Here is a 24,713-nt window from a genome sequence, read left to right on the forward strand (position 1 = left end):
AGCTGACTGGGGGTCAGAACCCGCCCCGGATCGGATACCGTCGGACCCGGTGCACAAGGATTGAAATGCCGTCACTGGGGGTATGGGGCGTGATCCGCTCGAAGCGCGTGGGCAAGGTCGTCGGTGGCACCGTGCTGTGCCTGGCCGCCGGGGGATGGGCCGCCTCGCCCGCGCTGGCCGCCGAGCCCGCCGCCTCCGCCGCCCCGAGCCGGCCGCGGCCCAACTCGCCCCGCCCACCGGCTCCGTCGGCTCGGCCGGCGTGTACGCCGTCGGCGGCGGCCTGGTGGTGGTGGCCGGCGGCGCGGCCGCCTGGCTGCGCAAGCGCAAGAAGGCCTGAGCCGCGGAGCAGCAGGAACGGACGAGGTCCGCCCCGCCGACGGCGGAGCGGACCTCGTCGTGCTTCCGGGGCGGTCAGCCGGTGTTGCGCAGGCCCGCCGCGATGCCGTTGACGGTCAGCAGCAGCGCCCGGGCCCGCAGCGGGTCCTCCGGGCGGCCCAGCGCGACCTCCTCGCGCTGGCGGCGCAGCAGCGCCACCTGGAGGTAGGAGATCGGGTCGAGGTAGGCGTCGCGGACGGTGAAGGTCTGCTTCAGGACCTCGTTGTGCTCCAGCAGCTCCGACTCCCCGGTCAGCCGCAGCACCTCACGCATCGTCAGGTCGTGCTCGGCGACGATCTGGTCGAAGACGTGCCGCAGCTCGCCCGGTACCAGCTGCTCGACGTAGTGGCGGGCGATCCGCAGGTCGGTCTTGGCCAGCGTCATCGCGACGTTGGACAGGAAGTTGCGGAAGAAGTGCCAGCTCCCGTACATCTCGTCGAGCACGTCCGACAGGCCCGCCGCGCGGGCCGCCGCCAGGCCGGAGCCGACGCCGTACCAGCCGGGCACGATCTGCCGGGACTGGGTCCAGCCGAACACCCACGGGATGGCCCGCAGGCCGTCCAGGCCGGCGCCGCTGTCGGGGCGGCGGGACGGGCGGGAGCCCAGGTGCAGCGAGGCCAGCTGGTCGACCGGGGTGGACGCGAAGAAGTACTTCGGCAGGTCCTCCTGCTCCACCAGGGCCCGGTACGAGGTGTGCGCGGCCTCCGACACCCGGTCCATCGCGGCGTCCCAGCGGGCCAGCTCCTCCGGGGCCTGGCGCGGCGCGGTGTGCAGCGCGGACGCGGCCAGCGTGGCGGAGAGGGTCAGCTCCAGGTTCTCCCGGGCCAGCGACGGCAGCAGGTACTTGTCGGAGATCACCTCGCCCTGCTCGGTGACCTTGATCTCGCCCTCCAGGGTGCCCCAGGGCTGGGCGAGGATCGCCTCGTGCGAGGGGCCGCCGCCGCGGCCCACCGTGCCGCCCCGGCCGTGGAACAGCCGCAGCCGGATCCCGTACCGGTGCGCGACGTCGCGCAGCCGGCGCTGGGCGCGGTGGATCTCCCACTGCGAGGTGGTGATGCCGCCGAACTTCGACGAGTCCGAGTAGCCGAGCATGACCTCCTGGACGTCCCCGCGCAGCGACACCAGCAGCCGGTACGACGGGTCGGAGAGCATCTCCTCCAGGATCCGGTCGGCCTGCTGGAGCTCGTCGGTGGTCTCCAGCAGCGGCACGATGCCGATCTTGGCGATCCCGGCGTGCAGGTCGATCAGCCCCGCCTCGCGGGCCAGCACCACGGCCGCGAACACGTCGTCCGCGCCCTGGCACATCGAGATGATGTACGACTCGACGATCTCGTCGCCGAACCGCTCGAAGCCCTGCCGGATGGTGCTGAACACGCCCAGCGTCTTCGCGCCCGCCGCGTCCAGCGGGGCCGGGGTCGGGGCCAGCGGGCGGCGCGAGCGCATCTCCTTCGACAGCAGGCGCTGCCGGTACTCGCGCGGCATGTCGGTGTAGCGCCACGCCTCCTCGCCGAGCCGGTCGAACAGCTGGCCCAGCGCGTGGTGGTGCGCCTCGGCGTGCTCGCGGACGTCCATGGTGGCCAGCTGCAGGCCGAACGCCTCGATGGTGCGGATCGCCCGGGCCAGCCGGCCGTCGGCGATCAGGCCGCCGCGGTGCGCGCGCAGCGAGTCCTGGATCAGCCGCAGGTCGGCGAGCAGGTCCCGGGTGCCGACGTAGTCGCGGCCCAGCACGTGCGGGGTGCCGGCGGCCAGCCGGTCCCGGGTGTTCTCCAGCTTGATCCGGATGCAGGTGGCCTTCAGCCGGTACGGCTCCTCGGCGTTCATGCGCTTGTAGCGCGGGCTCAGCTCCGGAAGGTGCGTCAGGTCCGCGTCCAGCGAGGCGAGCAGCTCCTCCGAGGCGCCCGCCAGCCGCACCGAGGTGGACAGCGAGGCCCGCAGGTCGTCGATGGCCGCCAGCGCGTCCTTGATGCCGTACTCGTGCTGGAGGTTGAGCACGTCCCAGGTGACCTGCGGGGTGACGTTCGGGTTGCCGTCGCGGTCGCCGCCGATCCAGGTGCCGAAGGTCAGCGGACGCACCCCCTCCGGCAGGGTCAGGCCGACCCGGGCGAGCTCCTCGTGCAGCTCCTCCAGCACCGCCGGCACCGCCTCGCGGTACAGCTCGTCCAGGTAGTAGACGGCGTTGCGGGCCTCGTCGGTCGGCTCCGGGCGGGCGATCCGCAGCTCGTCGGTCTGCCAGAGCAGGTCGATCACCTCGGCCAGCCGGCGGTCCGCCTGACGGCGCGCCGAGGTCTGCCGGGCGGTGTCCACCTGGCCGGTCGCCGCCTGCTCGCGGTGGATCCGCTCCAGCAGCTCGCCGACCCGGCGCAGCTTGTTCAGCACGCTGCGGCGGGCCGCCTCGGTCGGGTGCGCGGTGAACACCGGGCGCACCGCGAGGTTCGCCAGCGTGTCGGCCAGGTGCTTCGGGTCCGCCTCCTTCAACTGGTCGGCGGTCTGCGCCAGCACCGAGCCCTCACGGGCCCGGCGGGACGCGAACTCCCGGCCGCGGTGCACCTGTTCGGTGACGTTCGCGAGGTGGAAGTAGGTGGAGAACGCGCGCACCAGCTTCGCGGCGGTGTCCAGGTCGATCTCCGCCAGCAACTGCGCCGTCGCCTCGCCGTCGGTACGGCTCAGCAGGCGCACCTGCTCGACCAGGCCCAGCAGTTCCGGGCCCTCCTGACGCACGAGAGTCTCTCCGAGCAGATCACCGAGGCGGCGGATGTCCGCACGCAGCGCGGCGTTGTCCGCCGGGTCGGCGAGCTGGGTCGGGTTGTCCGGAGCGGTCACGGCTGGCTCCCTGTGGTGGTGGGGTGTTCGGCAACGGCTCTGCAGGTACGGACCGCGCTGTCCGACGGGCAACAGCATAGGTGGCACCCGGTGCCAGAACGGAGAGGTGGCCGGATGGCGGACACCGCGGGCGGGCGTGCTGCCGGTGGCGCCCCCTCCGGCGGAGCCCCTCCTGCGTATGGTGTTCCACATGAGTGAGCGGCCGGCGGGGGACGGCATGTGGTGGTGGGCGCGGAGGCGCGGCGCGGCGCTTGACGTGGTGTTGGCGGTGGCCGCGGCGGCGGAGTGCGCGTTCGGGGCGTACGGGCTGTTCAGGGTCCGGTTCGACCTGGGCACCGCGGCCGTGGCGGTCGCGGTGGTGCTCGGGGCGCTGGCCGGCACCACCCTGGTGGTGCGGCGCCGGTGGCCCGCGTTGCCGGTGCTGGTGGCGCTGGTGTTCGTGCCGGGCTTCTTCGGCGTGATCCTGCTGGTGGTGTCGCTGTACACGCTGGCGGCCACCTGGGAGTGGCCGACCCGGCGGGCCCGGGTGATCGGCCTGTCCTCGGTCGCCACGGTGGAGACCTTCGGGATGGTGCTGTTCGCGATGTTCGCGCCGGCCCCGCAGGCCGCACCGCCGCCGGACACCGTGCCGCCGGGCTGGGTGCTGGTGATCGTCTCCGCGTTCGTCGCGGTCGGCATGGCCGTCGCCCCGGTGGTGACCGGCCTGTACGTGGGGGCGCGGCGCCGGCTGGTGGAGTCGCTGCGGGACCGCGCGGAGGGCCTGGAGACCGAGCTGACGCTGCTCGCCGAGCAGGCGCGGGAGCGCGCCTGGCGGGCCCGGGTCGAGGAGCGCACCCGGATCGCCCGGGAGATGCACGACGTGGTCGCCCACCGGGTCAGCCTGATGGTGGTGCACGCGGCGGCGGTGGAGCGGATCGTCCCGAAGGACCCGGCGAAGGCCCAGCAGTCGGCCGCGCTGATCGGCGAGGTCGGCCGGCAGGCGCTGGACGAGCTGCGGGAGATCCTCGGGGTGCTGCGGATGACCGAGCCGCAGGAGCAGGTCGAGGCGCCGGTCGGCGGCCTCGCCGAACTGCCGGAGCTGGTCGAGCAGTCCAGGGCGGCCGGCATGGCGGTCTCGCTGACCGTCAGCGGCGAGCACCGCGGCTACGTGGCGGAGGCCGAGCAGACCGCGTTCCGGGTCGTCCAGGAGGGCCTGACGAACGCCCACAAGCACGCCGGCGGGGCGCAGGTGGCGGTGCTGCTCGCGTACGTGCCGAACGGGGTGCGGGTGTCGGTGGTGAACGACTGCCCGGGCGGCGCGGCGCTGCGGGTGGCGCTGCCCAGCGGCGGCAACGGGCTGGTCGGGATGCGCGAGCGGGTGATGGCGCTCGGCGGGATGTTCCACGCCGGGCCGGAGGACGACGGCGGCTTCCGGGTCGAGGCGGTGCTGCCGTCCCGGCTGCGGCTGGCCGCCGACCCGCTGGTCTGACGAACCGCCAGTATGCGGCGGGCCGTCGCTTCCCGGCGGCCCGTCAGTCCTCGGCGGCGGTGCGCAGCCGGTGCGGGACGAGGCCCAGGACCAGGGTGGCCAGCGCCTGGTCCACGCTGTGGCCGAGGAACCACTCGCCGGTGTGGTCGAGGCTGTAGACCCGGCCCTGCTCGTCGATGGCCAGCAGGGCCTGCCCGAACATCTCCTCGCCGAGCGGGGCGAGCCGGGTGTCCAGGGCGCGGCCCAGGTCGGCGAGGGTGCGCGGGGCGTGCAGGCCGCGGCGCGGGTCGAGCAGGAACGGCGTGCGGGCCAGCGTCCGCCCCGGGCCCGGCACGTCGAAGGCGAGGCCGCCGAACTCGGCCCAGGCCTCGATCGCGGCGGGGAACACCGAGTGCTGCGGGTCCAGCGGGCCGCCGTACGCGACCATCGCGTCGGCCCACTGCTCGGCCTGGCGGATCTCCCACCGTCCCGGGTGCCAGCCGGCCTGCTTGAGGGCGGCGGCCACGTCGGCCGGGAAGCGGGGCTGGGTGCGGACGGTGCTGGCGTTCAGGACGTGCTCCGTGGTTCGGGGACGGGGAACAGGGGTGGTGTCAGCGGCCGGGCGGCCCGACCGCGACGCTGGCCACGTTCAGATGATCCAGCAGCGGACCGCAGGAACGGCACGGCGGCGCGTGCGTGCCGTGCGCGGGATCCCCCTCCTCGCGGATCCGCACCGTCGTCATCCGGGCGCCCTTCAGCGCCTTGCGCGCCTCCTGCACCGTCATCGGCTTGCGCGCGGCCCGCTTCGAGCGCGACGCGTCGACCTGCCCGAGGAACTGCGAGAGCAGCGCCGGCTCCGGGCAGCGGCCGAGGAACCGCTCGCGCTTGTCGACCGGCAGCGCGGCCAGGAACTCGCCGACCAGCGGGTGCAGCATCGGCGCCAGGTCGGACTTCTCCCCGGCCAGCGTGTGCACCTCGCCGCCGCGCAGCATCAACGCCGCCGCCACCGCGGGCAGCAGGCTGTCGCGCTGGTGGCGCAACACGGGCGGCGGGCCCGACCGGTCCATGACTGCTCCTCGACGTTGTGCGGCACACCGGCAGTTCTCCGCTGCCGGGGGTTTGTTGACGGACGGTGAATCCTCACCCCAGAGCATCCAGCCTGCCAAACCGATTCGGCACGCGCCGCGCCGGGGTGCGACACGGGGCGCACTGAGGTGTACGGAGGGCCGAACTCCCGTACCGCACGCCCCTGGTGGCGTTCACCGGTTTTTCCGATTGTGCCTCGACGGGCCCGGCCGGGCCGGTACCGTTCGAGCGACGCGGCGGCAAGGGGGGTCTTGCGATGGGGTCGAACGTCGTGGCGCACGAGGCGCCTGGGGAACACGTGCCCACACCGGGCAGCACCGACCGGCCACCCGACCGGCGCATCGGACTGGCCGTCGTCGGCGCCGGCTACTGGGGCCCGAACCTGGTCCGCAACGCCCAGCAGACCGCCGCCCTGCACCTGCACTGGCTGTGCGACCTGGACGAACAGCGCTCCCGCAAGGTCCTCGGCGAGTACTCCACGGTCCGCGCCACCACCTCCTTCGAGGAGGTGCTCGCCGACCGGCGGGTCCAGGCCGTGGCCATCGCCACCCCCGCCGCCGCCCACCACCGGCTGGCCCGGGCCGCGCTGGAGGCCGGCAAGCACGTGCTGGTCGAGAAGCCCATCACCACCACCGCCGAGGAGGCCGCCGACCTGGTCGCCCTCGCCGAGGAGCGCGGCCTCGTCCTGATGTGCGACCACACCTTCTGCTACACGCCGGTGGTGCGCCGGATCCGCGAACTCGTGCACGGCGGCGAGATCGGCGACATCCAGTTCTTCGACTCCGTCCGGATCAACCTCGGACTCGTCCAGCCCGACGTCGACGTGCTGTGGGACCTCGCCCCGCACGACCTGTCGATCCTCGACTTCGTCCTGCCGCCCGGCGTCGAACCCGTCGGCGTCAGCGCCCAGGCCGCCGACCCGATCGGCGCCGGCCGCGCCTGCGTCGCCTACCTGACGCTGCGGCTGTCGAACGGCGCGCTCGCCCACTGCCACGTCAACTGGCTCTCCCCGACCAAGGTCCGCACCACCCTGATCGGCGGCTCCCGCCGCACCCTGGTCTGGGACGACCTCAACCCGCAGGCCCGGCTCGCCGTCCACGACCGCGGCGTCGACCTCACCCCGCCCGACGAACTCACCGACGCCATCCGGCACCGCGCCCTGATCTCCTACCGGGTCGGCGACATGGTCGCCCCCGCCCTGGTCGAACAGGAGGCGCTGCGCAACGTGATGGCCGAGTTCGCCGCCGCGATCGGCGAGGGCCGCGCCCCGCTCACCGACGGCCGGGCCGGCCTGCGGGTGCTCCGCCTGCTGCACGCCGCGTCCCGCAGCCTCGAACTCGGCGGCGCGACCGTTCCCGTCGGGGACGAACCGAAGGACCGTCAGCCGTTCGCCGAGGAGAGGGCCACCGTCCGATGAACGCCGTTGCGCTGGAAGGCTCCCGCTGCGTGGTCACCGGTGGCGCCGGAACCATCGGCTCCACCGTCGTCGACCAGCTGATCGAGGCCGGCGCCCGCGAGGTCGTGGTGCTCGACAACTTCGTCCGCGGCCGCGCCGAGAACCTGGCCCGCGCCCGCGAGCTCGCCGCCCCGGCCGACTGACCGTGGTGGACGGCGACATCCGCGACCGCGCCCTGCTGCGCGAACTCCTCGCCCCCGGCACCGACGCGCTGTTCCACCTCGCCGCGATCCGGATCACCCAGTGCGCCGCCGAACCCCGGCTCGCCCTGGAGGTCATGGTCGACGGCACCTTCGACGTGGTCGAGGCCGCCGCCGAGACCGGGGTGCGGAAGGTGATCGCCTCCTCCACCGCCTCCGTGTACGGCCTGGCCGACGCGTTCCCCACCCCGGAGAGCCAGCACCCCTACAACAACGACACCCTGTACGGGGCCGCCAAGGTCTTCAACGAGGGCCTGCTGCGCAGCTTCCACGCCATGTACGGCCTCGACTACGTCGCCCTGCGGTACTTCAACGTGTACGGCCCCCGGATGGACGTGCACGGCCGCTACACCGAGGTCTTCATCCGCTGGATGGAACGCATCGCGGCCGGGCAGCCGCCGCTGATCTTCGGCGACGGCGCGCAGACCATGGACTTCGTCTACACCGAGGACATCGCGCGGGCCAACCTGCTGGCCGCCGCCGCCCCCGTCACCGACCGGGTCTACAACATCGCCTCCGGCACCGAGGTCTCACTGCGCGGCCTCGCCGACGCGCTGCTCGACGCCATGGACTCCGGCCTCGACGTCGAACACGGGCCCGCCCGCGACACCGCCGGCGGCGTGGTCCGGCGGCTCGCCGACATCTCGGCCGCCGAACGCGACCTGGGCTGGAAGCCGGAAATCGGGCTGACGGACGGCCTGCGCAGGCTCGTCGCGTGGTGGCGGGAACAGGCCTAGCAGGCACGGGCCGGCAGGCAAGGGCACGGTACGAGCAGGCACGAGCACGGCGCAGCGGAGGAGTACGAACCCGATGTCCACCATTCCCGTCATGATCCCGTGGCTCGGCGAGGAGGAGGCCGAGGCCGCGGCGGAAGCCGTCCGCTCCGGGTGGGTCGCGCAGGGGCCCCGGGTCGCCGCGTTCGAGCGGGCCTTCGCCGAGCACCTGGGCGTGCCGCACGCCGTCGCCGTCTCCTCGTGCACCACCGCCCTGCACCTCGCCCTGCTCGGCGCCGGCGTCGGCCCCGGCGACGAGGTCGTCGTCCCGTCGCTCTCCTTCATCGCCACCGCCAACGCCGTCACCTACGTCGGCGCGACCCCCGTCTTCGCGGACGTCGACCCGGCCACCGGCAACCTCACCCCCGACACGATCGCGCCGCTGCTCACCGACCGCACCCGGGCGGTGATCGCCGTCGACCAGGGCGGCGTCCCCGTCGACCTGGACGCCGTCCGGGAGCTGGCCGCACCGCGCGGCATCGCCGTGGTCGAGGACGCCGCGTGCGCCGCCGGCTCTGCCTACCGGGGCCGCCCGGCCGGCGCCGGGGCGGACATCGCCGCGTTCTCCTTCCACCCGCGCAAGCTGCTCACCACCGGCGAGGGCGGCATGGTCACCTGCCAGGACGGCGAACTCGCCGCCCGGCTGCGGCGGTTGCGGGAACACGGGATGAGCGTCTCGGCCGCCGACCGGCACGCGGGCGCCGGCGGGGCCGCCGTGCTGGAGACCTACGACGAGATCGGCTTCAACCACCGGATGACCGACGTCCAGGCGGCGATCGGGCTGGTGCAGCTCGGGAAGCTCCCGGCGATGGTCGCCCGGCGGCGCGAACTCGCGGCGCGGTACCGGGAGTTGCTGGGGGAGGAGCTGGCCGGGCGGCTGGTCGCCGAACCGGCGTACGGCACGTCCAACTTCCAGTCGCTGTGGCTGCTGCTGCCGGAGGACGCCCCGGAGCGGGGCGAGGTGCTCGGCTCCCTGGCGGCGGACGGCGTCTCGGCGCGGCGCGGAATCATGGCGGCGCACCTGGAGGCCCCGTACAAGGGGGCGGTGCGGGTGCCGCTGCCGGCGACGGAGCTGATCACCTCGCGGACGGTGATCCTTCCGCTGTTCCACTCGCTGACGGAGGAGCAGCAGGAGCGGGTGGCGGGGGCGTTGAAGAGCGCACTGACGCCCAAGGCGCGCTCCCGTGCACCTCACTCCCTCTGACGCGATCCTTCCGGCCCATTCCTCAGGAGGCGAGACCGACGTGAGCGACATCCCCCTGGTCGACCTGCAAGCCGCGCATGCCGAGGTCGCCGACGAGGTCCGCGCGGGCTTCGAGGCGGTGCTGGCGGGCGGGGCCTACATCAAGGGCCCCGAAGTCGGGGCGTTCGAGCGGGAGTTCGCGGCGTTCTGCGGGGTCGGGCATGCCGTCGGGACGGCGAACGGGACCGATGCGCTGGAACTGGCGCTGCGGGCGCTGGACCTGGCGCCGGGAGGCCGGGTGGTGCTGCCCGCGAACACCTTCGTGGCGACGGCCGAGGCGGTGGTGCGGGCGGGGCTGACGCCCGTCCTGGTGGACGTGGACGAGGAGCACCTGCTGATCGACGTCGAGCGGGCGGCCGAGGAGATCGGCCGCGCCGTCGCGGTGGTGCCGGTGCACCTGAACGGCCAACTCGCGCCGATGGAACGGGTGCTGGAGGCCGCGGGCGGGGTGCCGGTGGTGGAGGACGGGGCGCAGTCGCAGGGCGCGGCGCGGCACGGCCGCCCGTCCGGGAGCTGGGGGCGGATCTCGGCGACCAGCTTCTACCCGGGGAAGAACCTGGGCGCGTACGGCGACGCCGGCGCGGTGGTGACGGACGACGCCGAACTCGCCGCTGCGGTACGGCTGATCGGCGACCACGGCTCGGCCCGGAAGTACCTGCACGAGCGGTTCGGGTTCAACTCGCGGATGGACACCCTGCAGGCGGTGGTGCTGCGCAGCAAGCTGCGGCGGCTGCCGGCCTGGAACGAGTCCCGGCGGGCCGCCGCCGAGCGGTACGACAAGCTGCTGGGCGGGCTGGAGGGAGTGACCCTGCCGCGGACGGCGCCGGGGAACGAGCACGTGTGGCACCTGTACGCGGTGCGGGTGGAGCGCGACCGGGACGGGGTGCTCGCGGAGCTGCAGCAGGCCGGGATCGGGGCGGGCGTGCACTACCCGGTGCCGGTGCACCTGCAGCCGGCGTTCCGTCAGCTCGGCCATGCGGAAGGCGCTTTCCCGGTGACCGAGCGGGCCGCCGGGCAACTGCTCACGCTGCCGCTGTTCCCGCAGCTCACCGAGGGGCAGCAGGTGCGGGTGGCGGAGACCCTGGCCGCCGCGGTGCGCCGCCGCTGACGTGCGGTCGGCACCCGGCCGGGCGGCGTCCGGCCGGGTACCCCCGTGACCCTGAACGCGATCGGTCGTTGCCCTACGCTGGTCCCCGAGGATTTCGGCTTCTGCTGTGGGGGACCCCAGATGACGACAGGTCGGCCCGGCACCGCCGCCGTGCCCAACGCGGCGTACGCGGGCCAGGTGGTGCAGTTCCCGGACCCGGTCCGGGCCGAACGGCACCCCCGGGGCGTGCGCGTCGACGAGCACGGGTACCCGGACTTCTCCCCGTACGCCGTCGCCGCCGCCGAGGTCGCCGACCCGCCGGAGGGCTTCGGCGTGGACGAACTGCGGCTCACCGACTACGTGTCGGCGAACGCCGCGCTCTACACCCAGGGCCACGAACTCTGGGCCGACCTGGACACCGCGGTCGCCACCCCGTCCGGCTGGACCTGGCACCACGTGGTCGGGCGCGCCCCGGCGGGCTGGCGGCGGATGGAGCTGATCCCGGTCGAGGTGAAGGCCCTGCTGCGGCACCACGGCGGCCTGGCGATCTCCACCGCCGACCACGGCCGGCGCGGCACCCGCCCGCTGCAGGAGCGCCGCCCCGTGCACTTCCCGCTGGCGAAGGACGGCGGCGACCCGCTCGCCGTCACCGAGGACCTGGTGCAGCGCGCCGAACAGCGCCTCGCCCACCCGCTGCCGCCCGCCTACCGGGACTTCCTGAAGCTGGCCGGCGGCCGCGCCCCGGCCGGCGCCGCGCTGGACGTCGACCTCGGCCTGCTGGTCGACCAGCCGTTCCTCACCCTCAGCGAGGAGTACGGCACCCAGGACCTGGTGTACGCCAACAAGTGCCTGCGCGACCACCTGACCAAGGACTACCTGGCCGTCGCCTACCTCCAGGGCGGCCTGCTCGCCCTCAAGGTCCGCGGCGAGCAGACCGGTTCGGTCTGGTTCCTGCCCTACGACGACGCCCGCGACCAGGGCGCCGACGAGTCCCCGGAGCAGCGGGTGGCCCGGCTGCTGCTGCCCTGCGGCGACAGCTTCGACGCCTTCCTGCTGCGGCTCGCGGGCAGCCCCCCGGAGCTGGAGACCGTCGCCGAACTCATGGTGGACGGCGGCTTCGCGCGCGCCGTCCCGGTGAACTGACCGAACGACAGGGGTGGGACGAGACGTGGTGACCACGTACGCGCAGGCGCAGGAGACCGCCGAGGACTGGATCAACGCGGGCATGCCGCGCTCGCTCCAACGCGAGGTGCGGGTCCGGGAGTTCGACCTCGGCTACGTCTGCTGGGCGGTGGACGGAAGCGAGCACGAGGGCGGCGCGGGCACCTCGCCGCGGCTGGTGATCGCCCGCGACAGCGGCGCCAGCACGCTCTGGCCGCCGCTGCCGGTCAACGAGGTGGTCCGGCAGTTCGAGGAGCTGTACGGCACGCCCGCCGAACCCAACCCGGCCGGGGCCGCCAAGCCGGTCCGCGGCGCCGTCGAGGCCACCTCCTTCCTGCTCAGCCCCCCGCAGTGGCTGCAGGACGCGGGCGCCGCCGCGATGGCCGCCGAGGCCGCGCAGCTGTCCGCGCCCGCCGCACCGCCCGCGCCGCCGGCCGCCGGGCCGGGCGAGGAGGGCCCCAGCTACTTCACCGGGGGCGGCACGCCCGTCCCCGGCACGCCCGTGCCGCCCCGCCGGCCGGCTCCGAGGCCGCGACGGTGCTCGCGGCCGCCCCGCCGTTCCCGGCCGGCGGCCCGTCCACTCCCGTGCCCGGCACGCCCGTTCCGCCGCCTCCGGGACCGGTGCCCGGGATGCCCGCGCGGCACGAGGTCCCGCCGCCGGCCGGCGCGACCCCGCCGTTCCCGATGGGCGGCCCGACCACCCCGGTGCCCGGCACACCCGTTCCGCCGCCGGTCGGCGGAACCCCGCCGTTCCCGGTCGCCGGGGCGGCAACTCCCGTCCCCGGCACGCCGGTTCCCCCGCCGGGCGGCCCCGCGCCGTCGATCGACTACGCGCCGACCATGCTGGCCGGCGACGGCCCGCCCGGGCTGATGGGCCTGCCCGGCGCGCCCGGCACGCCCGGCCACGGCGTGCAGCTCGGCCGGTCCGGCCCGACCGCCCCGCCGCCGCCTCCGCCGAACGAGCTGCTGCCGCCGACCGGCGGCCCCGCGCAGGGCGGGCTCGGCCGCGGCGGCCCCGGCGCCCCGCCGCCGCCCCGCCCGCGGAGCTGCGCGGCGGCGACACGCCCGCCGCGCCGCCGGCCGCCCCGGCGTCCGAGGCCGCCTCGGTCGCCTACCAGGCGACCCAGCTGGCCCCGGCGATCGAGCTGCCCGGCGGCGGCCCCGTGCCGCCCGGGCCCGGCGCGAACCCGCCGTTCCCGCCCGCGCCCGGCCCGCAGCAGGGCGCGCCGTTCCAGGCCCCGCCGCCGTTCCCCGGCCCGCCGCAGGCGCAGCCGCCGTTCCCGGGCGCCCCCGTGCCCCGCCGCCGGGCCCGGCTTCCCGCCCGGCGGCCCGCACCGGCCCCGGCTTCCCGCCGGGCGGTCCGGCGCCGGGCGCGCCGGTGCCGCCGCCGGGCGTGCCGACCATCGGCCCCGGCACCACCGCCGTGGTCAACTACCGGGCGCCGGACGGCTCCGAGCACAACCTGGTGATGATGTCCGAGCCGGGCACCCCGCACCCGGAGTGGAAGGCGCTGCAGGAGCTGCGCCGGCTCGGCGTGCCGCCGGACCAGGTGCTGGAGGTGCACACCGAGCTGGAGCTGTGCGACCTGCCCGGCGGCTACTGCGCCCGGATGGTGAAGGCGTCCTGGCCGAACGCCCGGATCAGCCACACCGCCCCGTACGGCCGGGACACCGCCGCCCGGCAGGCCGGCATGGCGGTGCTGAGCGAGCACGTCGAGCAGCTGCACCAGCTGGTGTCGGCGCCGCAGCGGGCCCGCACCCACCGGGTGCCGCTGCCGCCGCCCGGCTCGGTGCCGCCGCTGCCGCCGATGGTGCCGCAGCAGCTGGCCGCCGAGCTGGGCCAGCTGTTCGGCCCGGGCCTGTTCCGGTTCGAGCAGCGCGCGGTGGCCCGCCAGGGCGTGCCGGACGCGGTCGCGCAGACCCTGATGTGGGTCGGCCTGCCGCGCGAGTTCCCGCCGTTCTTCTGGGCGCAGGCCCAGGAGGGCCGGCCGATCCCGACGCTGGCCGAGCTGGCCGCCGAGCGCGGCCTGCCGCCCGGCCCGGACTTCGGCGGCTACCTGGTGCTCGGCAACGACTACGGCCGGCAGCTGTGCGTCCAGTACGGCACCGCCGCGGTGGTCGCCGTGGACATCGAGAACCCGGCCGAGCCGCCGCGGTTCGTCAACACCGGCGTCCCGGAGTTCGTCCGCTGCCTGGCGGTGCTGGCCCGGATGTGGCACCTTCGGCACGGCCTCACGCCCGAGCAGGCCGGCCGCTGGACCACGGACTTCCAGGCCCAGCTGCTGGCGGCCGACCCGGCCGCCGTGCACACGCCCGAGAGCTGGTGGTCCGTCCTGGTCGAGCAGCTCTGGGACGGGCTGCTGTAGCCCCTTCCGCGCGGCCGGTTCCCCCGGCCGCGCGGTGGCGGCCTGTTTGGTTTGCGTTCGTATCTGCGCAAAATAGGTCAATGGGACGGACCGTCCGCCCCACCCGAACCACGCACCCGGCGGGGCTGCGCAGCCCGCGAGCACGAGGAGAACAGCCGAATGAGCGACGCCGTGTCCCAGTACGGCTTCACCGTCTCCCGGCGCGGCTACGCGCCCGACCAGGTCGAGGGAGCCGTCACCGCGCTCAGCCGCGAACGGGACGAGGCCTGGGAGCGACTCAGCGTGCTCGGCTCCGGGCTGCGCGAGATGGAGAAGCGCCTGGCCGACATCCGGCAGGCCGCCGAGGACGCCCCGACCCCGACTTCGCCGAACTCAGCGAACAGGCCGCCGGCCTGCTGAAGATCGCGCAGAACGAGGCCGAGGCCGTCCTCGCCAAGGCCAAGCGCTCCGGCGAGGACGCCCGGGACGCCGCCCACGAGGCCGGCGAGGCCGCCGCCAGGGCGGCCAAGGAGTACGCCGCCAAGCAGCGCGAGGACGCCGACCGGTTCGCCCGCAGCACCGACGAGCGCAGCCGCGCCGAGGCCGAGCGGATCCGCGCCCAGGCCGACGCCGAGGCCCGCGCCGTCATCCACGCCGCGACCGGCCACGCCGCCCGGATCCGGGTCGCCGCCGCCGACGCCTCCGAGCAGTCCGAGGTCACCCTCGCCGAGCGCCGCCGCAAGGCCGACGAGGAGTTCGCCACCGCCGAGGCCGAGGCCGACGCCGCCGTCGCCAAGATCACCGCCGCCGCCGAGGCCAAGGTCAAGGAGGCCGAGCAGCACCGCGAGGCGATGCTCGCCGAGGCCCGCCGCCTCGACACCCAGGCCCACGCCAAGGCCGAGGCCGAACTCGCCGCCGCCAAGGAGAAGGCCGCCCGGATCAAGCTCGCCAGCGAGCGCGAGCAGGTCGACTTCGGCAAGCGCCTCGACAAGGTCCAGACCCACCTCGACCACATCAAGGGCACCCTGGCCTCCCTCACCGGCGCCGCCGTCGGCGCGATCGAGGAGCCCGAGGAGGACGAGCCCGCCCCCGCGGCGAAGAAGGCCGACCTCAGCAAGCCCCCGGCGGACCGGCCCGCGGCCGCGCCCGCCACGGAGGAGCCGAAGCCCGCCGCCGGGGCTGAGCCCGTCGCGGAGCCGAAGCCCGCTGCCGAGGCCAAGCCCGCCGTGGAGGCCAAGCCCGCCCCCGACCAGCCGACCGCCGTGCTGCGCCCCGTCAAGGACGAGCCGGCCGCCGGGCGGCCCGTCGTCGACCCGCGCCAGCCCTACACGCCGACGGTGGTCGAGACCCCGCCGCCGCCGGTGAAGCCCGCCAGCTTCGCCAAGGACCCGCTGCCGCCCCGGCCCGCGACCCCGCCCGCCCCGCCGGCGAGCGCGCCGTCCGACAGCAGGCCGGCGGCCGAGCCCAAGGCCGAGCCGGCGGCCGAGCCGAAGGCCGGGACCAGGGCCGAGCCGGAGGCGGAGACCCGGATCGTCCCCAAGATCGTCATCGTCGACGACGGCCTGAACCACGACACCCGGCCCGACCGGGGCCGCATCCAGCGCAAGGGCTGACGGGCCGTCAGTGCCCCGGGTCCGCCCCGTCCGGCAGGCAGCAGCCGTCGGACGGGGCGGACCCGTCTCCGGTCACCCGAGCAGGGGCTCGCCGATCCAGCCGCCCGGCGCGCAGCCCGGCGGGACGGCGAACACGGCCGACCCGATCGGGGTGGTCCACTGGTTGAGGTGGTCGGAGGTGGCCAGCGCGCGCTGGACGGGCAGGAACTGCTCGGCGATGTCCCGCTGGAAGGACGCGAAGAGCAGGCCGGTGTCCGGCGTCCCGTCCGCGGCCGGGGCGTCGTCGTAGTTGTACGGGCGGCGGAAGATGCGCTGCCGCGGGTCGGCGACGTGGGCCCGCCGGATGTGGGCGAACTCGGAGATCACCGGCAGGCCGAACGCGTCCCGGGCGTTGAAGTCGGGCGGGTCGTGCTCGGCGGCGCCGGTGAGCGGGGCGCCGGTGCCCAGGGTCCGGCCGACGGAGAACTCCTTCGCCGCGGTGTCGGCGGCGTCCCAGGTCTCCATCTCCATCCGGATGCGCCGCAGGACGAGGGTGGTGCCGCCGCGCAGCCAGTCCGGGCCGGCGTCGGTCCACACCGCCCCGGCGAACACGTCGTCGCCGGGGATCGGATTGGCCGTGCCGTCGAGCTGGCCCATCAGGTTGCGCTGGGTCGTGCCGTCGTCCTCGACGCCCCGTCCGCGCCGGAAGCCGCGCTGGGTCCAGCGCAGCCGGGCGAAGGAGCGGGCGTCCTTGACCAGCATCCGCTGGGCGTGCGCCACGGCGAGCGGGTCGTCCGCGCAGACCTGGATCAGCAGGTCGCCGCCGCACCAGCCGTCCTGGAGCCGGTCGATCGGGAACGGCGGCAGCGGTTCGAGCGAGGCCGGCCGCCGGTCGTCGAGCCCGGCGGCCCGGAACAGGCCCGGACCGAAGCCGAAGGTGACGGTCAACCGGGCCGGCAGCGCGGCGAGTTCGGCCTCGGTGTCGGCGAGTGCGGGCGCGCCGCGGGTGAGCCGGACGGCGTCGTCGGTGAGCAGCCGCATCATCCGGACCAGGGCCGCCCGGTCGGTGCCCGCGGCCAGGTCGAAGCCGAGGAACACGGCGTGCGCCTGGGCGGGCGTGTCGATCCCGGCCTGGTGCGGCCCGTGGAACGGAACCGTCTGCCGGCCGTACCCGGGCGGCTGCGGCCGGACGTCGTCGGGCCGGCGGACGGCGGCGCCGAGACCGGATCCGGCGAGCACCCCGCCGAGGGTCAGTGCGCCACCCGTCAGCAGTCGGCGGCGGCCGACAGCCGGGGTGGTGGGGGTGGTGTCCATGACGGCGGGGTCAGCCCTTCGCCATGCCGGGGGTGTAGTCCTCCTTGCCGCCCGCGAACGCCTTGGCGACCGCGCTGAACCCCACCGTCCGGCCGTCGTCCAGGGTCAGCGTCACGGCCACCTCGTCACCCGGCTTCACCGGCCGGTTCAGGCCCATCAGCATGATGTGATCGGCACCCGGCTTCAGCTCGTGGCCGGCCTTCGCCGGGACGACGAAGCCGCCCGCCTTCGGCCGCATCGCGGGCTTGCCGTCCACGTCCGCGACCTCGTGCAGCTCGGTCTTCGCCGACACGGTGGACGTGCCCGACACCACGGTGAGCGGGGCGCCCGTGGTGTTGACCAGGGTGCCGAAGACGCCCGTCATGCCGGAGTCGGAGGCCTTCACCCACGGGTCCGCGACCGTCACCGGCGCTGCGGCGGCCGGGACGGCCGCGCTCGGGGAGCCGCCGTCCGAGGCCTTGGACGACTCGCCGCCGCCGCAGGCGACCAGGGCGGAGAGGGATATCGCCCCGGCCGTCGCGGCGACGAGGAGCCTGCGGAGACGGGGGAGACGGCGGCCGGGAACGGCGGGGACGGCGGAGATCGGCATGGCGTGCATCGGCTTTCGGTTCGGTTGCGGGTCGCGTCCCGCAGACACCGCAGTGGTCGGACCGGACGGGCGGGAAGTTCCCGGGAGTCCGCCCGGAACCTCCCGGCCGCCGCGGACGACTACTCCCCCGTGAAGCCCCGATCCCCGTCCCGCCCGGCGGCACTGCTGCTCGCCGCCCTGGTCGCCCTGATACCCGCCGCCCCGGCACGGGCGCACGCCCGCCTGCTGGCCTCCGACCCGGTCGCGGACTCCGCGGTGCCCGCCGCGCCGACCGCGATCACGCTGACCTTCGACGGCCCGGTCCAGCCCGGCTTCACCACCGTCACCGTCGCCGGCACCGACGGGACGCCCTACGGCGACGGCGCCCCCACCGCCACCGGCCACCAGGTGCGGCAGAACCTCGGCCGCCTGCCCCGGGGCCGCGTCCAGGTCACCTGGCGCACCGTCGCCGCCGACGGAGCCCCCCTCCAGGGCCGCTTCGCCTTCACCAACGACGACCCGAACGCGCCCGCCCAGCCCCGCCCCGCCCGTCCGCACCCCCGTCCGCACCGCCGGCGGCCCGCCGGGCGGCGGCCGCCGGTCCGGCGGACCGGGTGTGGTGGGCGGCGGCCGGGCTGCTGTCGGTGGCGGCGGCGACCGTCGTGACGGTGCTGACGCGCCGGGGCGGCCGGGGGAGTGCGGGCGGCGGGCGGTCCGGCCGGTGAGCCGGCGAGCGCCGCGGTGTGCATTCGGCCGGGGTGTACCCCGGCGGCGGCCGCTGCGCCGGTCAGGGGCTCCGGCTGCGCGGGAGGGGCTCCGGTGGCGGGGCCGGGTGGCGTCAGAGGATCTCGACGGCGGCTCCCGCGAGGCGGCGGCGGCAGTCCAGGACGTAGCGGGCGTGGGTGGTGACGGCGGTGTAGTCGAACTCGTCGTGGTCGGCGAGGAGGATGACGGCGTCGGCGGCGGCCAGTTCCTCGGGGGTGGCGTCGACGCGGTGGACGGTGGCGAGCGGGCCGGCGTCGTGGTCGGGGGTGCGCTGTTCGGGGACGTGCACGCCGGCGACCACGTGCGGGTCGGCGGCGCGGACCTCGGCGCCCTGGCGGGTGAGGAGTTCGACGATCCGGGCGGCCGGGGTCTCCCGCGCGTCGCCGGTGTTCTTCTTGTAGGCGAGGCCGAGCAGCAGCACCCGGGAGCCGTTGACCGCGCGGCGGCGCTGGTTGAGGGCTTCGGCGAGGCGGCGGACCACGTAGTCGGGCATGTGGCTGTTGACGTCGTTGGCGAGTTCGACGAACCGGAAGGACTGGCCGAGGGCCCGCTCCACCCGCCAGGACAGGTAGGACGGGTCGATGGGCAGGCAGTGGCCGCCGACGCCCGGGCCGGGGGTGAAGCGCAGGAAGCCGAAGGGCTTGGTGGAGGCCGCGTCGATGGCCTCCCAGACGTCGATGCCGAGGTCGTGGGCGAACATCGCCAGCTCGTTGACCAGCGCGATGTTGACGTGCCGGAAGGTGTTCTCCAGCAGCTTGGTCAGTTCGGCCTCCTTGCAGGAGGAGACCGGGACCGTGCGCTCCACCAGCTGCCCGTAGAAGCCGGCCACCGCGGCCAGGCCCTCGGGCGTGGTGCCGGAGACCACCTTCGGGGTGTTCTCCAGCTTCCACACCGGGTTGCCGGGGTCGATCCGCTCGGGGCTGTAGCCGAGGTGGAAGTCGGTCCCGGCGCGGAGCCCGGAGCCGGCCTCCAGCAGCGGGGCGAGGAGTTCCTCGGTGGTGCCGGGGTAGGTGGTGGACTCCAGCACCACTGTCGCCCCCGCGGTCAGGTGCCGGGCCAGCAGCTTCGCGGACGCCTCGATGTACGACAGGTCCGGTACGCCGTCGCGCAGCGGCGTCGGGACGGTGATCACCGCGACGTCGAAGCCCGCCACGTCGGCGGGGTCGGCGGTCGGCAGGTAGTGGCCGGAGTCCAGCAGCGGGCGCAGCCGCTCGCCCGGGATGTCCTCGACGTAGGACTCGCCGAGGGCCAGCCGCTTGATCCGGCGTTCGTCCACGTCGTACCCGACCACCCGGTGGCCGACCTCCGCGGCGCGGACCGCGAGCGGGAGACCGACATAGCCCTGACCTGCGATGACGACACGCATGACGAATCAACCCCCTGGAACGAACCCGGTGTCCCCACACCTTCTTCACATGAGGGTACGGAGCGCCGGCCGCCGCGCGTGGCGCTTCGCGGGAAGTGGCCGGGGGCGGGTGGGAGCACGCCGACGCCGAGACCTCGCGGCGCCCGCCCCAGGGCGGCCGCCGCGAGTCCCGGCGTGAGTGGCACGGGCGCCCCCACCCAGGGTCGCCCGGCCTTCGCACTCCCGACCCCCATCGAGGTGCGACCGCGCCTCCGCAGCCATCCCCCACGGTTGGATGCGGCCCGCGCTGTGTTCCATCCTGCGCGGCCACCATGGACGGGCAGTGACAGGAGTGTGTCGGCTGCATGATCTCTGGACGAGCCCGTACGGATACCGGAGAGTCGCCGCGCCGCCGCCGGCCCGGTACGCCGCGCCGCGTGACCGGTCCCGGCGCGGCGTAGGCTGGACACCCCCCGGGCGCACCGCGTTCCGGGACTGTCGCGCTGCCCGGCCCCCGGTGCCGGGCCCACTCCCCGCCGTGGAGAACTTGACGTATGAGCCTGTCCGGACTGCTCGATGTCGTCGTACGGGACGCCGCACTCGCCGAAGCGATCGAAGCGGCGGCCACGGGGCACAGGCAGCACCTCGACCTGGTCGGTCCCCCCGCCGCCCGGCCGTTCGCGATCGCGGCGCTGGCCCGTTCGCTGGCCGCCCGGGCCGGCGAGAGCGGCCGCCCGGTCCTCGCGGTGACCGCCACCGGCCGGGAGGCCGAAGACCTCGCCGCCTCGCTGCGCTCCCTGCTGCCGCCCGACGCGGTCGCCGAGTTCCCGGCCTGGGAGACGCTGCCGCACGAGCGGCTCTCCCCGCGCTCGGACACCGTCGGCCGCCGTCTCGCCGTGCTGCGCCGCATCGTCCACCCCCGGGCCGACGACCCGGCGGCCGGACCGGTGCAGGTGGTGGTCGCCCCCGTCCGCAGCGTGCTGCAACCGCAGGTGAAGGGCCTGGCCGAGCTGGAGCCGGTCGCGCTGCAGCGCGGCGAGCAGCACGACCTGGAGGAGGTCGCCCGCCGGCTGTCGGCCGCCGCCTACGCCCGGGTCGAACTGGTCGAGAAGCGCGGCGAGTTCGCGGTGCGCGGCGGCATCCTGGACGTCTTCCCGCCGACCGAGGAGCACCCGCTGCGGGTGGAGTTCTGGGGCGACGACGTCGAGGAGATCCGCTACTTCAAGATCGCCGACCAGCGTTCGCTGGAGATCGCCGAGCACGGGCTGTGGGCGCCGCCCTGCCGGGAACTGCTGCTGACCGCCGAGGTCCGCGCCAAGGCCGCCGAACTGGCCGCGCAGCACCCCGAGTTGGGCGAGATCCTGGACAAGATCGCGCAGGGCATTGCGGTCGAGGGCATGGAGTCGCTGGCCCCGGTCCTGGTCGACGACATGGAGCTGCTGCTCGACGTCCTCCCGGCCGGCTCGGTCGCCGTGGTCTGCGACCCCGAGCGGGTCCGCACCCGGGCCGCCGACCTGGTCGCCACCAGCCAGGAGTTCCTGGCCGCGTCCTGGGTCGCCGCCGCCGCGGGCGCCGACCGGCCGATCGACCTGGAGGCGATCGACGTCTCCGCCGCCTCGCTGTGGTCGCTGGCCGACGTCCGCGAGCACGCCGCCGAGATCGGGCTGCCCTGGTGGTCCGTCAGCCCGTTCGCCACCAGCGACTCGACGGTGTCGGAGATCCTCGAGTTCGATGCCGACACGCTGACCCTCGGCATGCACGCCGTGGAGGCGTACCGGGGCGACACCGCGCGGGCGATCTCCGACGCGCGGGAGCGGCTGGCCGCCGACTGGCGCGTGGTGCTGGTGACCGAGGGCCACGGCCCGGCGTCCCGGCTCGCCGAGGTGCTCGGCAACGAGGGCATCCCGGCCCGGCTGGTCGCCGACCTCGCCGACGCCCCGACCCGGGACGTCGTCCACGTCTCCTGCGGCTCGATCGAGCACGGCTTCGTCGACGAGACCCTCAAGCTCACCGTCATCACCGAGACCGACCTGTCCGGCCAGAAGTCCTCCACCAAGGACATGCGCCGGATGCCGTCCCGCCGCCGCAACGCCATCGACCCGCTGGCGCTGGCCGCCGGCGACTACGTGGTGCACGAGCAGCACGGCGTCGGCCGGTACGTGGAGATGGTGCAGCGCACCGTGCAGGGCGCCACCCGCGAGTACCTGGTGCTGGAGTACGCGCCGGCGAAGCGCGGCCACCCCGGCGACCGGCTGTTCGTGCCCACCGACCAGCTCGACCAGGTCACCAAGTACGTGGGCGGCGAGGCCCCGACCCTGCACCGGCTCGGCGGCGCGGACTGGGCGAAGACCAAGCAGCGGGCCAAGAAGGCGGTCAAGGAGATCGCCGCCGACCTGATCAAGCTGTACTCGGCCCGGATGGCCGCGCCCGGCCACGCCTTCGGCCAGGACACCCCCTGGCAGCGGGAGTTGGAGGACGCCTTCCCGTACGCCGAGACCCCCGACCAGCTGACCACCATCGCCGAGGTCAAGACGGACATGGAGAAGTCCGTCCCGATGGACCGGCTGATCTGCGGCGACGTCGGCTACGGCAAGACCGAGATCGCCGTCCGGGCGGCCTTCAAGGCCGTGCAGGACGGCAAGCAGGTGGCGGTGCTGGTGCCGACCACGCTGCTGGTGCAGCAGCACTTCTCCACCTTCGCGGAGCGGTACGCGAACTTCCCGGTCAACGTGAAGGCGCTTTCCCGCTTCCAGACCGACACCGAGGCGAAGGCCGTCCTGGAGGGCCTGTTCGAGGGCTCGGTGGACGTGGTCATCGGCACCCACCGGCTGTTCTCCTCGGAGACCCGGTTCAAGGACCTCGGCCTGGTCATCGTCGACGAGGAGCAGCGCTTCGGCGTCGAGCACAAGGAGCAGCTGAAGAAGCTGCGCGCCAACGTCGACGTGCTCACCATGTCCGCCACCCCGATCCCGCGCACCCTGGAGATGGCGGTCACCGGCATCCGCGAGATGTCCACCATCACCACCCCGCCCGAGGAGCGGCACCCCGTCCTCACCTTCGTCGGACCGTACGACGAGAAGCAGATCTCCGCCGCGATCCGGCGTGAACTGCTGCGCGAGGGCCAGGTGTTCTACATCCACAACCGGGTCGAGTCGATCGACAAGGCCGCCGCCCGGCTCAAGGACCTGGTGCCCGAGGCCCGGATCGCCACTGCGCACGGGCAGATGGGGGAGACCCAGCTGGAGAAGGTCGTCGTCGACTTCTGGGAGAAGGAGTTCGACGTCCTGGTCTCCACCACCATCGTGGAGTCCGGCATCGACATCTCCAACGCCAACACCCTGATCGTCGAACGCGGCGACACCTTCGGCCTCTCCCAGCTCCACCAGCTCCGCGGCCGCGTCGGCCGCGGCCGCGAACGCGGCTACGCCTACATGCTGTACCCGCCGGAGAAGCCGCTCACCGAGACCGCGCACGAGCGCCTCGCCACCATCGCCCAGCACACCGAGATGGGCGCCGGCATGTACGTCGCCATGAAGGACCTGGAGATCCGCGGCGCGGGCAACCTGCTCGGCGGCGAACAGTCCGGCCACATCGCGGGCGTCGGCTTCGACCTCTACATGCGGATGGTCGGCGAGGCCGTCGCGGACTTCCGCCAGTCGCTGGAGGCCGGCGGCGCCGAGCCGGAGGAGGAGCCGCTCGAAGTCAAGATCGAGCTGCCGGTCGACGCGCACGTCCCGCACGACTACGCGCCCGGCGAGCGGCTGCGCCTCCAGGCGTACCGGTCGATCGCGGCCGTCAACTCGGAGGACGACATCGCGCAGGTCCGCGAGGAGCTGACGGACCGTTACGGCAAGCTCCCCGAGCCGGTGGAGAACCTGCTGCTGGTGGCCGGCCTGCGACTGTTCGCCCGGCGCTGCGGCATCGGGGACATCACCCTGCAGGGCGCGTTCGTCCGCTTCGGGCCGGTCGACCTGCGCGAGTCCCAGCAGCTCCGGCTGAACCGGCTCTACCCCCGCACCCAGATCAAGTCCGCGGCCCAGCAGCTCCTGGTCCCCCGGCCCAGCTCCGGCGGCCGCATCGGCGGAAAGCCGCTGGTGGGGCGGGAGTTGCTGTCCTGGTGCACGGAGTTCCTGAGCACCATGTTCGACGATCTGAAGCGGTAGGAGAGAACCCCCGGGGAGAGAACCCCCGGGGAGAGCACAACCAGGGAGCGCCCAACCAGGGAGCGCACAACCAGGGGCGCGGGGAACTGCGCGAGGCGGGAGGCACCCGCCTGCAAGGTCGCGACGAGGGCAATGACTTGCACTTGATCGCGACCTTGCCGGCGTTCACTCCTTGCCCGCGCAGTTCCCCGCGCCCCTGTTTTCGCGCCCGCCCGCCTTTTGCGACCGCCGGCGTGACTACAGCTTCCACTGGCCGGTCTGCTGGGCGAAGCCGCTGTCCAGGGCGAACTGGATCTTGTCGAGCTTGGCGTCGGCCGGGACCTCGAAGGTGATGAAGCCGAGGGCGGTCTCGCCGGGGGCGATGTTCGCGGGGACGGGGAACTCCGGGCCGGCCTTGGTCTCGGCGACGGTGGAGCCGTAGCCCTGGCCCTGGGCGTCGAGGACCTTCGCGCTGTTGGCGGGGGCGTCGGCGTAGGCCGCGCTGCCGGTGGCCTTGATCCGGAACTGGACCGAGACGAAGCGCTTGCCGTCGGCGGCCTTCGTGTACTCGTCCGCGCCTTCCGCGTTGTCGACGACCTTCACCAGCGTGACGTCCGCGGTGTTGGACTTCTCGGTGCCCTTGAGGCCGATGGTGTCGCCGAGCTTGGCCACCGAGCCGGTCGCCGGCTTGTCCGCGGGTGCGGCGGCGGAGCCGCTCGCGGGGGTGGAGGCGGCGGCCTTCGGGGTGGTGGAGACCGAGTTGTCGGGGCCGCAGGCGGTGGTCGCGGCGGCCAGGAGGCAGGCGCCGAGGAGGACGGCGGCGGTGCGGCGGGTGCGGGTGCGGACGGACATGGCGGGCTCTCCCCCAGGATTTCTGCGGTGTTGCCGGGGTTCCGGCGATGACTCAAGTAAAGCCCGAGCTGTGAACAGTGTCAATGACGATTCACGAAACCTCTCAGTTCACGTGTGAACGCGTCGGGATGGCCGTCTGGCTA

The 24,713-nt window shown here is 74.6% G+C and carries 20 protein-coding genes; 13 read left to right on the top strand and 7 right to left on the bottom strand.

Going from position 1 to position 24,713, the window contains the following annotated elements:
- Positions 1 to 154: 154 nt before the first annotated feature.
- Positions 155 to 337 (top strand): LPXTG cell wall anchor domain-containing protein, encoded by a 183-nt coding sequence (locus KCH_RS21810; protein ID WP_035865366.1) that lies wholly within the window; start codon positions 155 to 157, stop codon positions 335 to 337.
- 74 nt (positions 338 to 411) lie between these two features.
- Here the strand turns inward: KCH_RS21810 and ppc are convergent, their stop codons facing one another.
- Positions 412 to 3,195, bottom strand: a complete 2,784-nt coding sequence (gene ppc, locus KCH_RS21815; protein ID WP_051653321.1) for a phosphoenolpyruvate carboxylase — start codon at positions 3,193 to 3,195, stop codon at positions 412 to 414.
- 190 nt (positions 3,196 to 3,385) lie between these two features.
- On the opposite strand from ppc, the gene KCH_RS21820 reads away from it, so the two are divergent.
- Positions 3,386 to 4,663 carry a sensor histidine kinase gene (locus KCH_RS21820; protein WP_244305394.1) on the top strand — a complete coding sequence of 426 codons (1,278 nt, stop codon included), beginning with the start codon at positions 3,386 to 3,388 and terminating at the stop codon, positions 4,661 to 4,663.
- 43 nt (positions 4,664 to 4,706) lie between these two features.
- Here KCH_RS21820 and KCH_RS21825 read toward each other — a convergent pair whose 3' ends face one another.
- Entirely contained in the window at positions 4,707 to 5,168 is a 462-nt protein-coding gene (locus KCH_RS21825) for an SUKH-3 domain-containing protein (protein WP_341865401.1), read from the bottom strand.
- Positions 5,169 to 5,253: 85 nt separating this feature from the next.
- Positions 5,254 to 5,709: a YwqJ-related putative deaminase gene (locus KCH_RS21830; protein WP_084223837.1), complete on the bottom strand. Its 456-nt coding sequence runs from the start codon at positions 5,707 to 5,709 to the stop codon at positions 5,254 to 5,256.
- Between the two features lie 275 nt (positions 5,710 to 5,984).
- Here KCH_RS21830 and KCH_RS21835 point away from each other — a divergent pair, with 275 nt between their 5' ends.
- The 9 genes from KCH_RS21835 to KCH_RS37685 all read left to right on the top strand — a co-directional run bounded on the left by KCH_RS21835 (position 5,985) and on the right by KCH_RS37685 (position 15,605).
- Positions 5,985 to 7,145, top strand: a complete 1,161-nt coding sequence (locus KCH_RS21835; protein WP_244305395.1) for a Gfo/Idh/MocA family protein — start codon at positions 5,985 to 5,987, stop codon at positions 7,143 to 7,145.
- Positions 7,142 to 7,327: a KR domain-containing protein gene (locus KCH_RS44755; protein ID WP_244305396.1), complete on the top strand. Its 186-nt coding sequence runs from the start codon at positions 7,142 to 7,144 to the stop codon at positions 7,325 to 7,327. The genes KCH_RS21835 and KCH_RS44755 overlap by 4 nt, the downstream gene beginning before the upstream one ends.
- Before the next feature lie 5 nt (positions 7,328 to 7,332).
- Complete coding sequence (locus KCH_RS21840; RefSeq protein WP_244305397.1) at positions 7,333 to 8,121, top strand: NAD-dependent epimerase/dehydratase family protein; 789 nt, start codon at positions 7,333 to 7,335, stop codon at positions 8,119 to 8,121.
- 73 nt (positions 8,122 to 8,194) lie between these two features.
- The gene (locus tag KCH_RS21845; protein ID WP_035865373.1) at positions 8,195 to 9,361 is read left to right on the top strand and encodes a DegT/DnrJ/EryC1/StrS family aminotransferase; all 1,167 of its coding nucleotides are present in this window, start codon (positions 8,195 to 8,197) and stop codon (positions 9,359 to 9,361) included.
- Positions 9,362 to 9,401: 40 nt separating this feature from the next.
- The gene (locus tag KCH_RS21850; protein WP_035865375.1) at positions 9,402 to 10,508 is read left to right on the top strand and encodes a DegT/DnrJ/EryC1/StrS family aminotransferase; all 1,107 of its coding nucleotides are present in this window, start codon (positions 9,402 to 9,404) and stop codon (positions 10,506 to 10,508) included.
- A 120-nt stretch (positions 10,509 to 10,628) separates the two neighbouring features.
- Entirely contained in the window at positions 10,629 to 11,630 is a 1,002-nt protein-coding gene (locus KCH_RS21855) for an SMI1/KNR4 family protein (protein WP_035865376.1), read from the top strand.
- Positions 11,631 to 11,658: 28 nt separating this feature from the next.
- Positions 11,659 to 12,519 (top strand): hypothetical protein, encoded by an 861-nt coding sequence (locus KCH_RS44760; protein ID WP_051653323.1) that lies wholly within the window; start codon positions 11,659 to 11,661, stop codon positions 12,517 to 12,519.
- Positions 12,520 to 13,041: 522 nt separating this feature from the next.
- Positions 13,042 to 14,013, top strand: coding sequence for an SUKH-4 family immunity protein (locus KCH_RS44770; protein ID WP_244305398.1), 972 nt, complete (start codon positions 13,042 to 13,044; stop codon positions 14,011 to 14,013).
- A gap of 80 nt (positions 14,014 to 14,093) precedes the next feature.
- Positions 14,094 to 15,605, top strand: a complete 1,512-nt coding sequence (locus KCH_RS37685; RefSeq protein WP_051653325.1) for an SPFH domain-containing protein — start codon at positions 14,094 to 14,096, stop codon at positions 15,603 to 15,605.
- A 72-nt stretch (positions 15,606 to 15,677) separates the two neighbouring features.
- Here the strand turns inward: KCH_RS37685 and KCH_RS21870 are convergent, their stop codons facing one another.
- Together KCH_RS21870 and KCH_RS21875 are read right to left on the bottom strand one after the other, a co-directional pair.
- On the bottom strand, positions 15,678 to 16,898 hold the full coding sequence (locus tag KCH_RS21870; RefSeq protein ID WP_035865378.1) for a Dyp-type peroxidase: 1,221 nt from the start codon (positions 16,896 to 16,898) through the stop codon (positions 15,678 to 15,680).
- 10 nt (positions 16,899 to 16,908) lie between these two features.
- Complete coding sequence (locus tag KCH_RS21875; RefSeq protein WP_035873158.1) at positions 16,909 to 17,487, bottom strand: copper chaperone PCu(A)C; 579 nt, start codon at positions 17,485 to 17,487, stop codon at positions 16,909 to 16,911.
- 129 nt (positions 17,488 to 17,616) lie between these two features.
- Here KCH_RS21875 and KCH_RS21880 point away from each other — a divergent pair, with 129 nt between their 5' ends.
- Positions 17,617 to 18,132 carry a copper resistance CopC family protein gene (locus KCH_RS21880; RefSeq protein WP_051653326.1) on the top strand — a complete coding sequence of 172 codons (516 nt, stop codon included), beginning with the start codon at positions 17,617 to 17,619 and terminating at the stop codon, positions 18,130 to 18,132.
- A 172-nt stretch (positions 18,133 to 18,304) separates the two neighbouring features.
- Here the strand turns inward: KCH_RS21880 and KCH_RS21885 are convergent, their stop codons facing one another.
- Positions 18,305 to 19,597, bottom strand: a complete 1,293-nt coding sequence (locus KCH_RS21885) for a nucleotide sugar dehydrogenase (protein WP_035865380.1) — start codon at positions 19,595 to 19,597, stop codon at positions 18,305 to 18,307.
- A gap of 533 nt (positions 19,598 to 20,130) precedes the next feature.
- On the opposite strand from KCH_RS21885, the gene mfd reads away from it, so the two are divergent.
- Entirely contained in the window at positions 20,131 to 23,739 is a 3,609-nt protein-coding gene (mfd, locus tag KCH_RS21890; protein ID WP_035865382.1) for a transcription-repair coupling factor, read from the top strand.
- Between the two features lie 237 nt (positions 23,740 to 23,976).
- Here the strand turns inward: mfd and KCH_RS21895 are convergent, their stop codons facing one another.
- Positions 23,977 to 24,570, bottom strand: coding sequence for a DUF4352 domain-containing protein (locus KCH_RS21895; RefSeq protein ID WP_035865384.1), 594 nt, complete (start codon positions 24,568 to 24,570; stop codon positions 23,977 to 23,979).
- Positions 24,571 to 24,713 lie beyond the last annotated feature (143 nt).

This window comes from Kitasatospora cheerisanensis KCTC 2395, from assembly GCF_000696185.1.
GTDB classification, from domain to species: Bacteria; Actinomycetota; Actinomycetes; order Streptomycetales; family Streptomycetaceae; genus Kitasatospora; species Kitasatospora cheerisanensis.

What these genes read in the sequence shown, in the direction of transcription:
- KCH_RS21810 (WP_035865366.1), top strand. Translation starts at nt 155, where the DNA reads ATGGGCCGCCTCGCCCGCGCTGGCCGCCGAGCCCGCCGCCTCCGCCGC.
- KCH_RS21820 (WP_244305394.1), top strand. Translation starts at nt 3,386, where the DNA reads ATGAGTGAGCGGCCGGCGGGGGACGGCATGTGGTGGTGGGCGCGGAGG.
- KCH_RS21830 (WP_084223837.1), bottom strand. Translation starts at nt 5,709, where the DNA reads ATGGACCGGTCGGGCCCGCCGCCCGTGTTGCGCCACCAGCGCGACAGC.
- KCH_RS21835 (WP_244305395.1), top strand. Translation starts at nt 5,985, where the DNA reads ATGGGGTCGAACGTCGTGGCGCACGAGGCGCCTGGGGAACACGTGCCC.
- KCH_RS44755 (WP_244305396.1), top strand. Translation starts at nt 7,142, where the DNA reads ATGAACGCCGTTGCGCTGGAAGGCTCCCGCTGCGTGGTCACCGGTGGC.
- KCH_RS21845 (WP_035865373.1), top strand. Translation starts at nt 8,195, where the DNA reads ATGTCCACCATTCCCGTCATGATCCCGTGGCTCGGCGAGGAGGAGGCC.
- KCH_RS21855 (WP_035865376.1), top strand. Translation starts at nt 10,629, where the DNA reads ATGACGACAGGTCGGCCCGGCACCGCCGCCGTGCCCAACGCGGCGTAC.
- KCH_RS37685 (WP_051653325.1), top strand. Translation starts at nt 14,094, where the DNA reads ATGGGACGGACCGTCCGCCCCACCCGAACCACGCACCCGGCGGGGCTG.
- KCH_RS21870 (WP_035865378.1), bottom strand. Translation starts at nt 16,898, where the DNA reads ATGGACACCACCCCCACCACCCCGGCTGTCGGCCGCCGCCGACTGCTG.
- KCH_RS21875 (WP_035873158.1), bottom strand. Translation starts at nt 17,487, where the DNA reads ATGCCGATCTCCGCCGTCCCCGCCGTTCCCGGCCGCCGTCTCCCCCGT.
- KCH_RS21885 (WP_035865380.1), bottom strand. Translation starts at nt 19,597, where the DNA reads ATGCGTGTCGTCATCGCAGGTCAGGGCTATGTCGGTCTCCCGCTCGCG.
- mfd (WP_035865382.1), top strand. Translation starts at nt 20,131, where the DNA reads ATGAGCCTGTCCGGACTGCTCGATGTCGTCGTACGGGACGCCGCACTC.
- KCH_RS21895 (WP_035865384.1), bottom strand. Translation starts at nt 24,570, where the DNA reads ATGTCCGTCCGCACCCGCACCCGCCGCACCGCCGCCGTCCTCCTCGGC.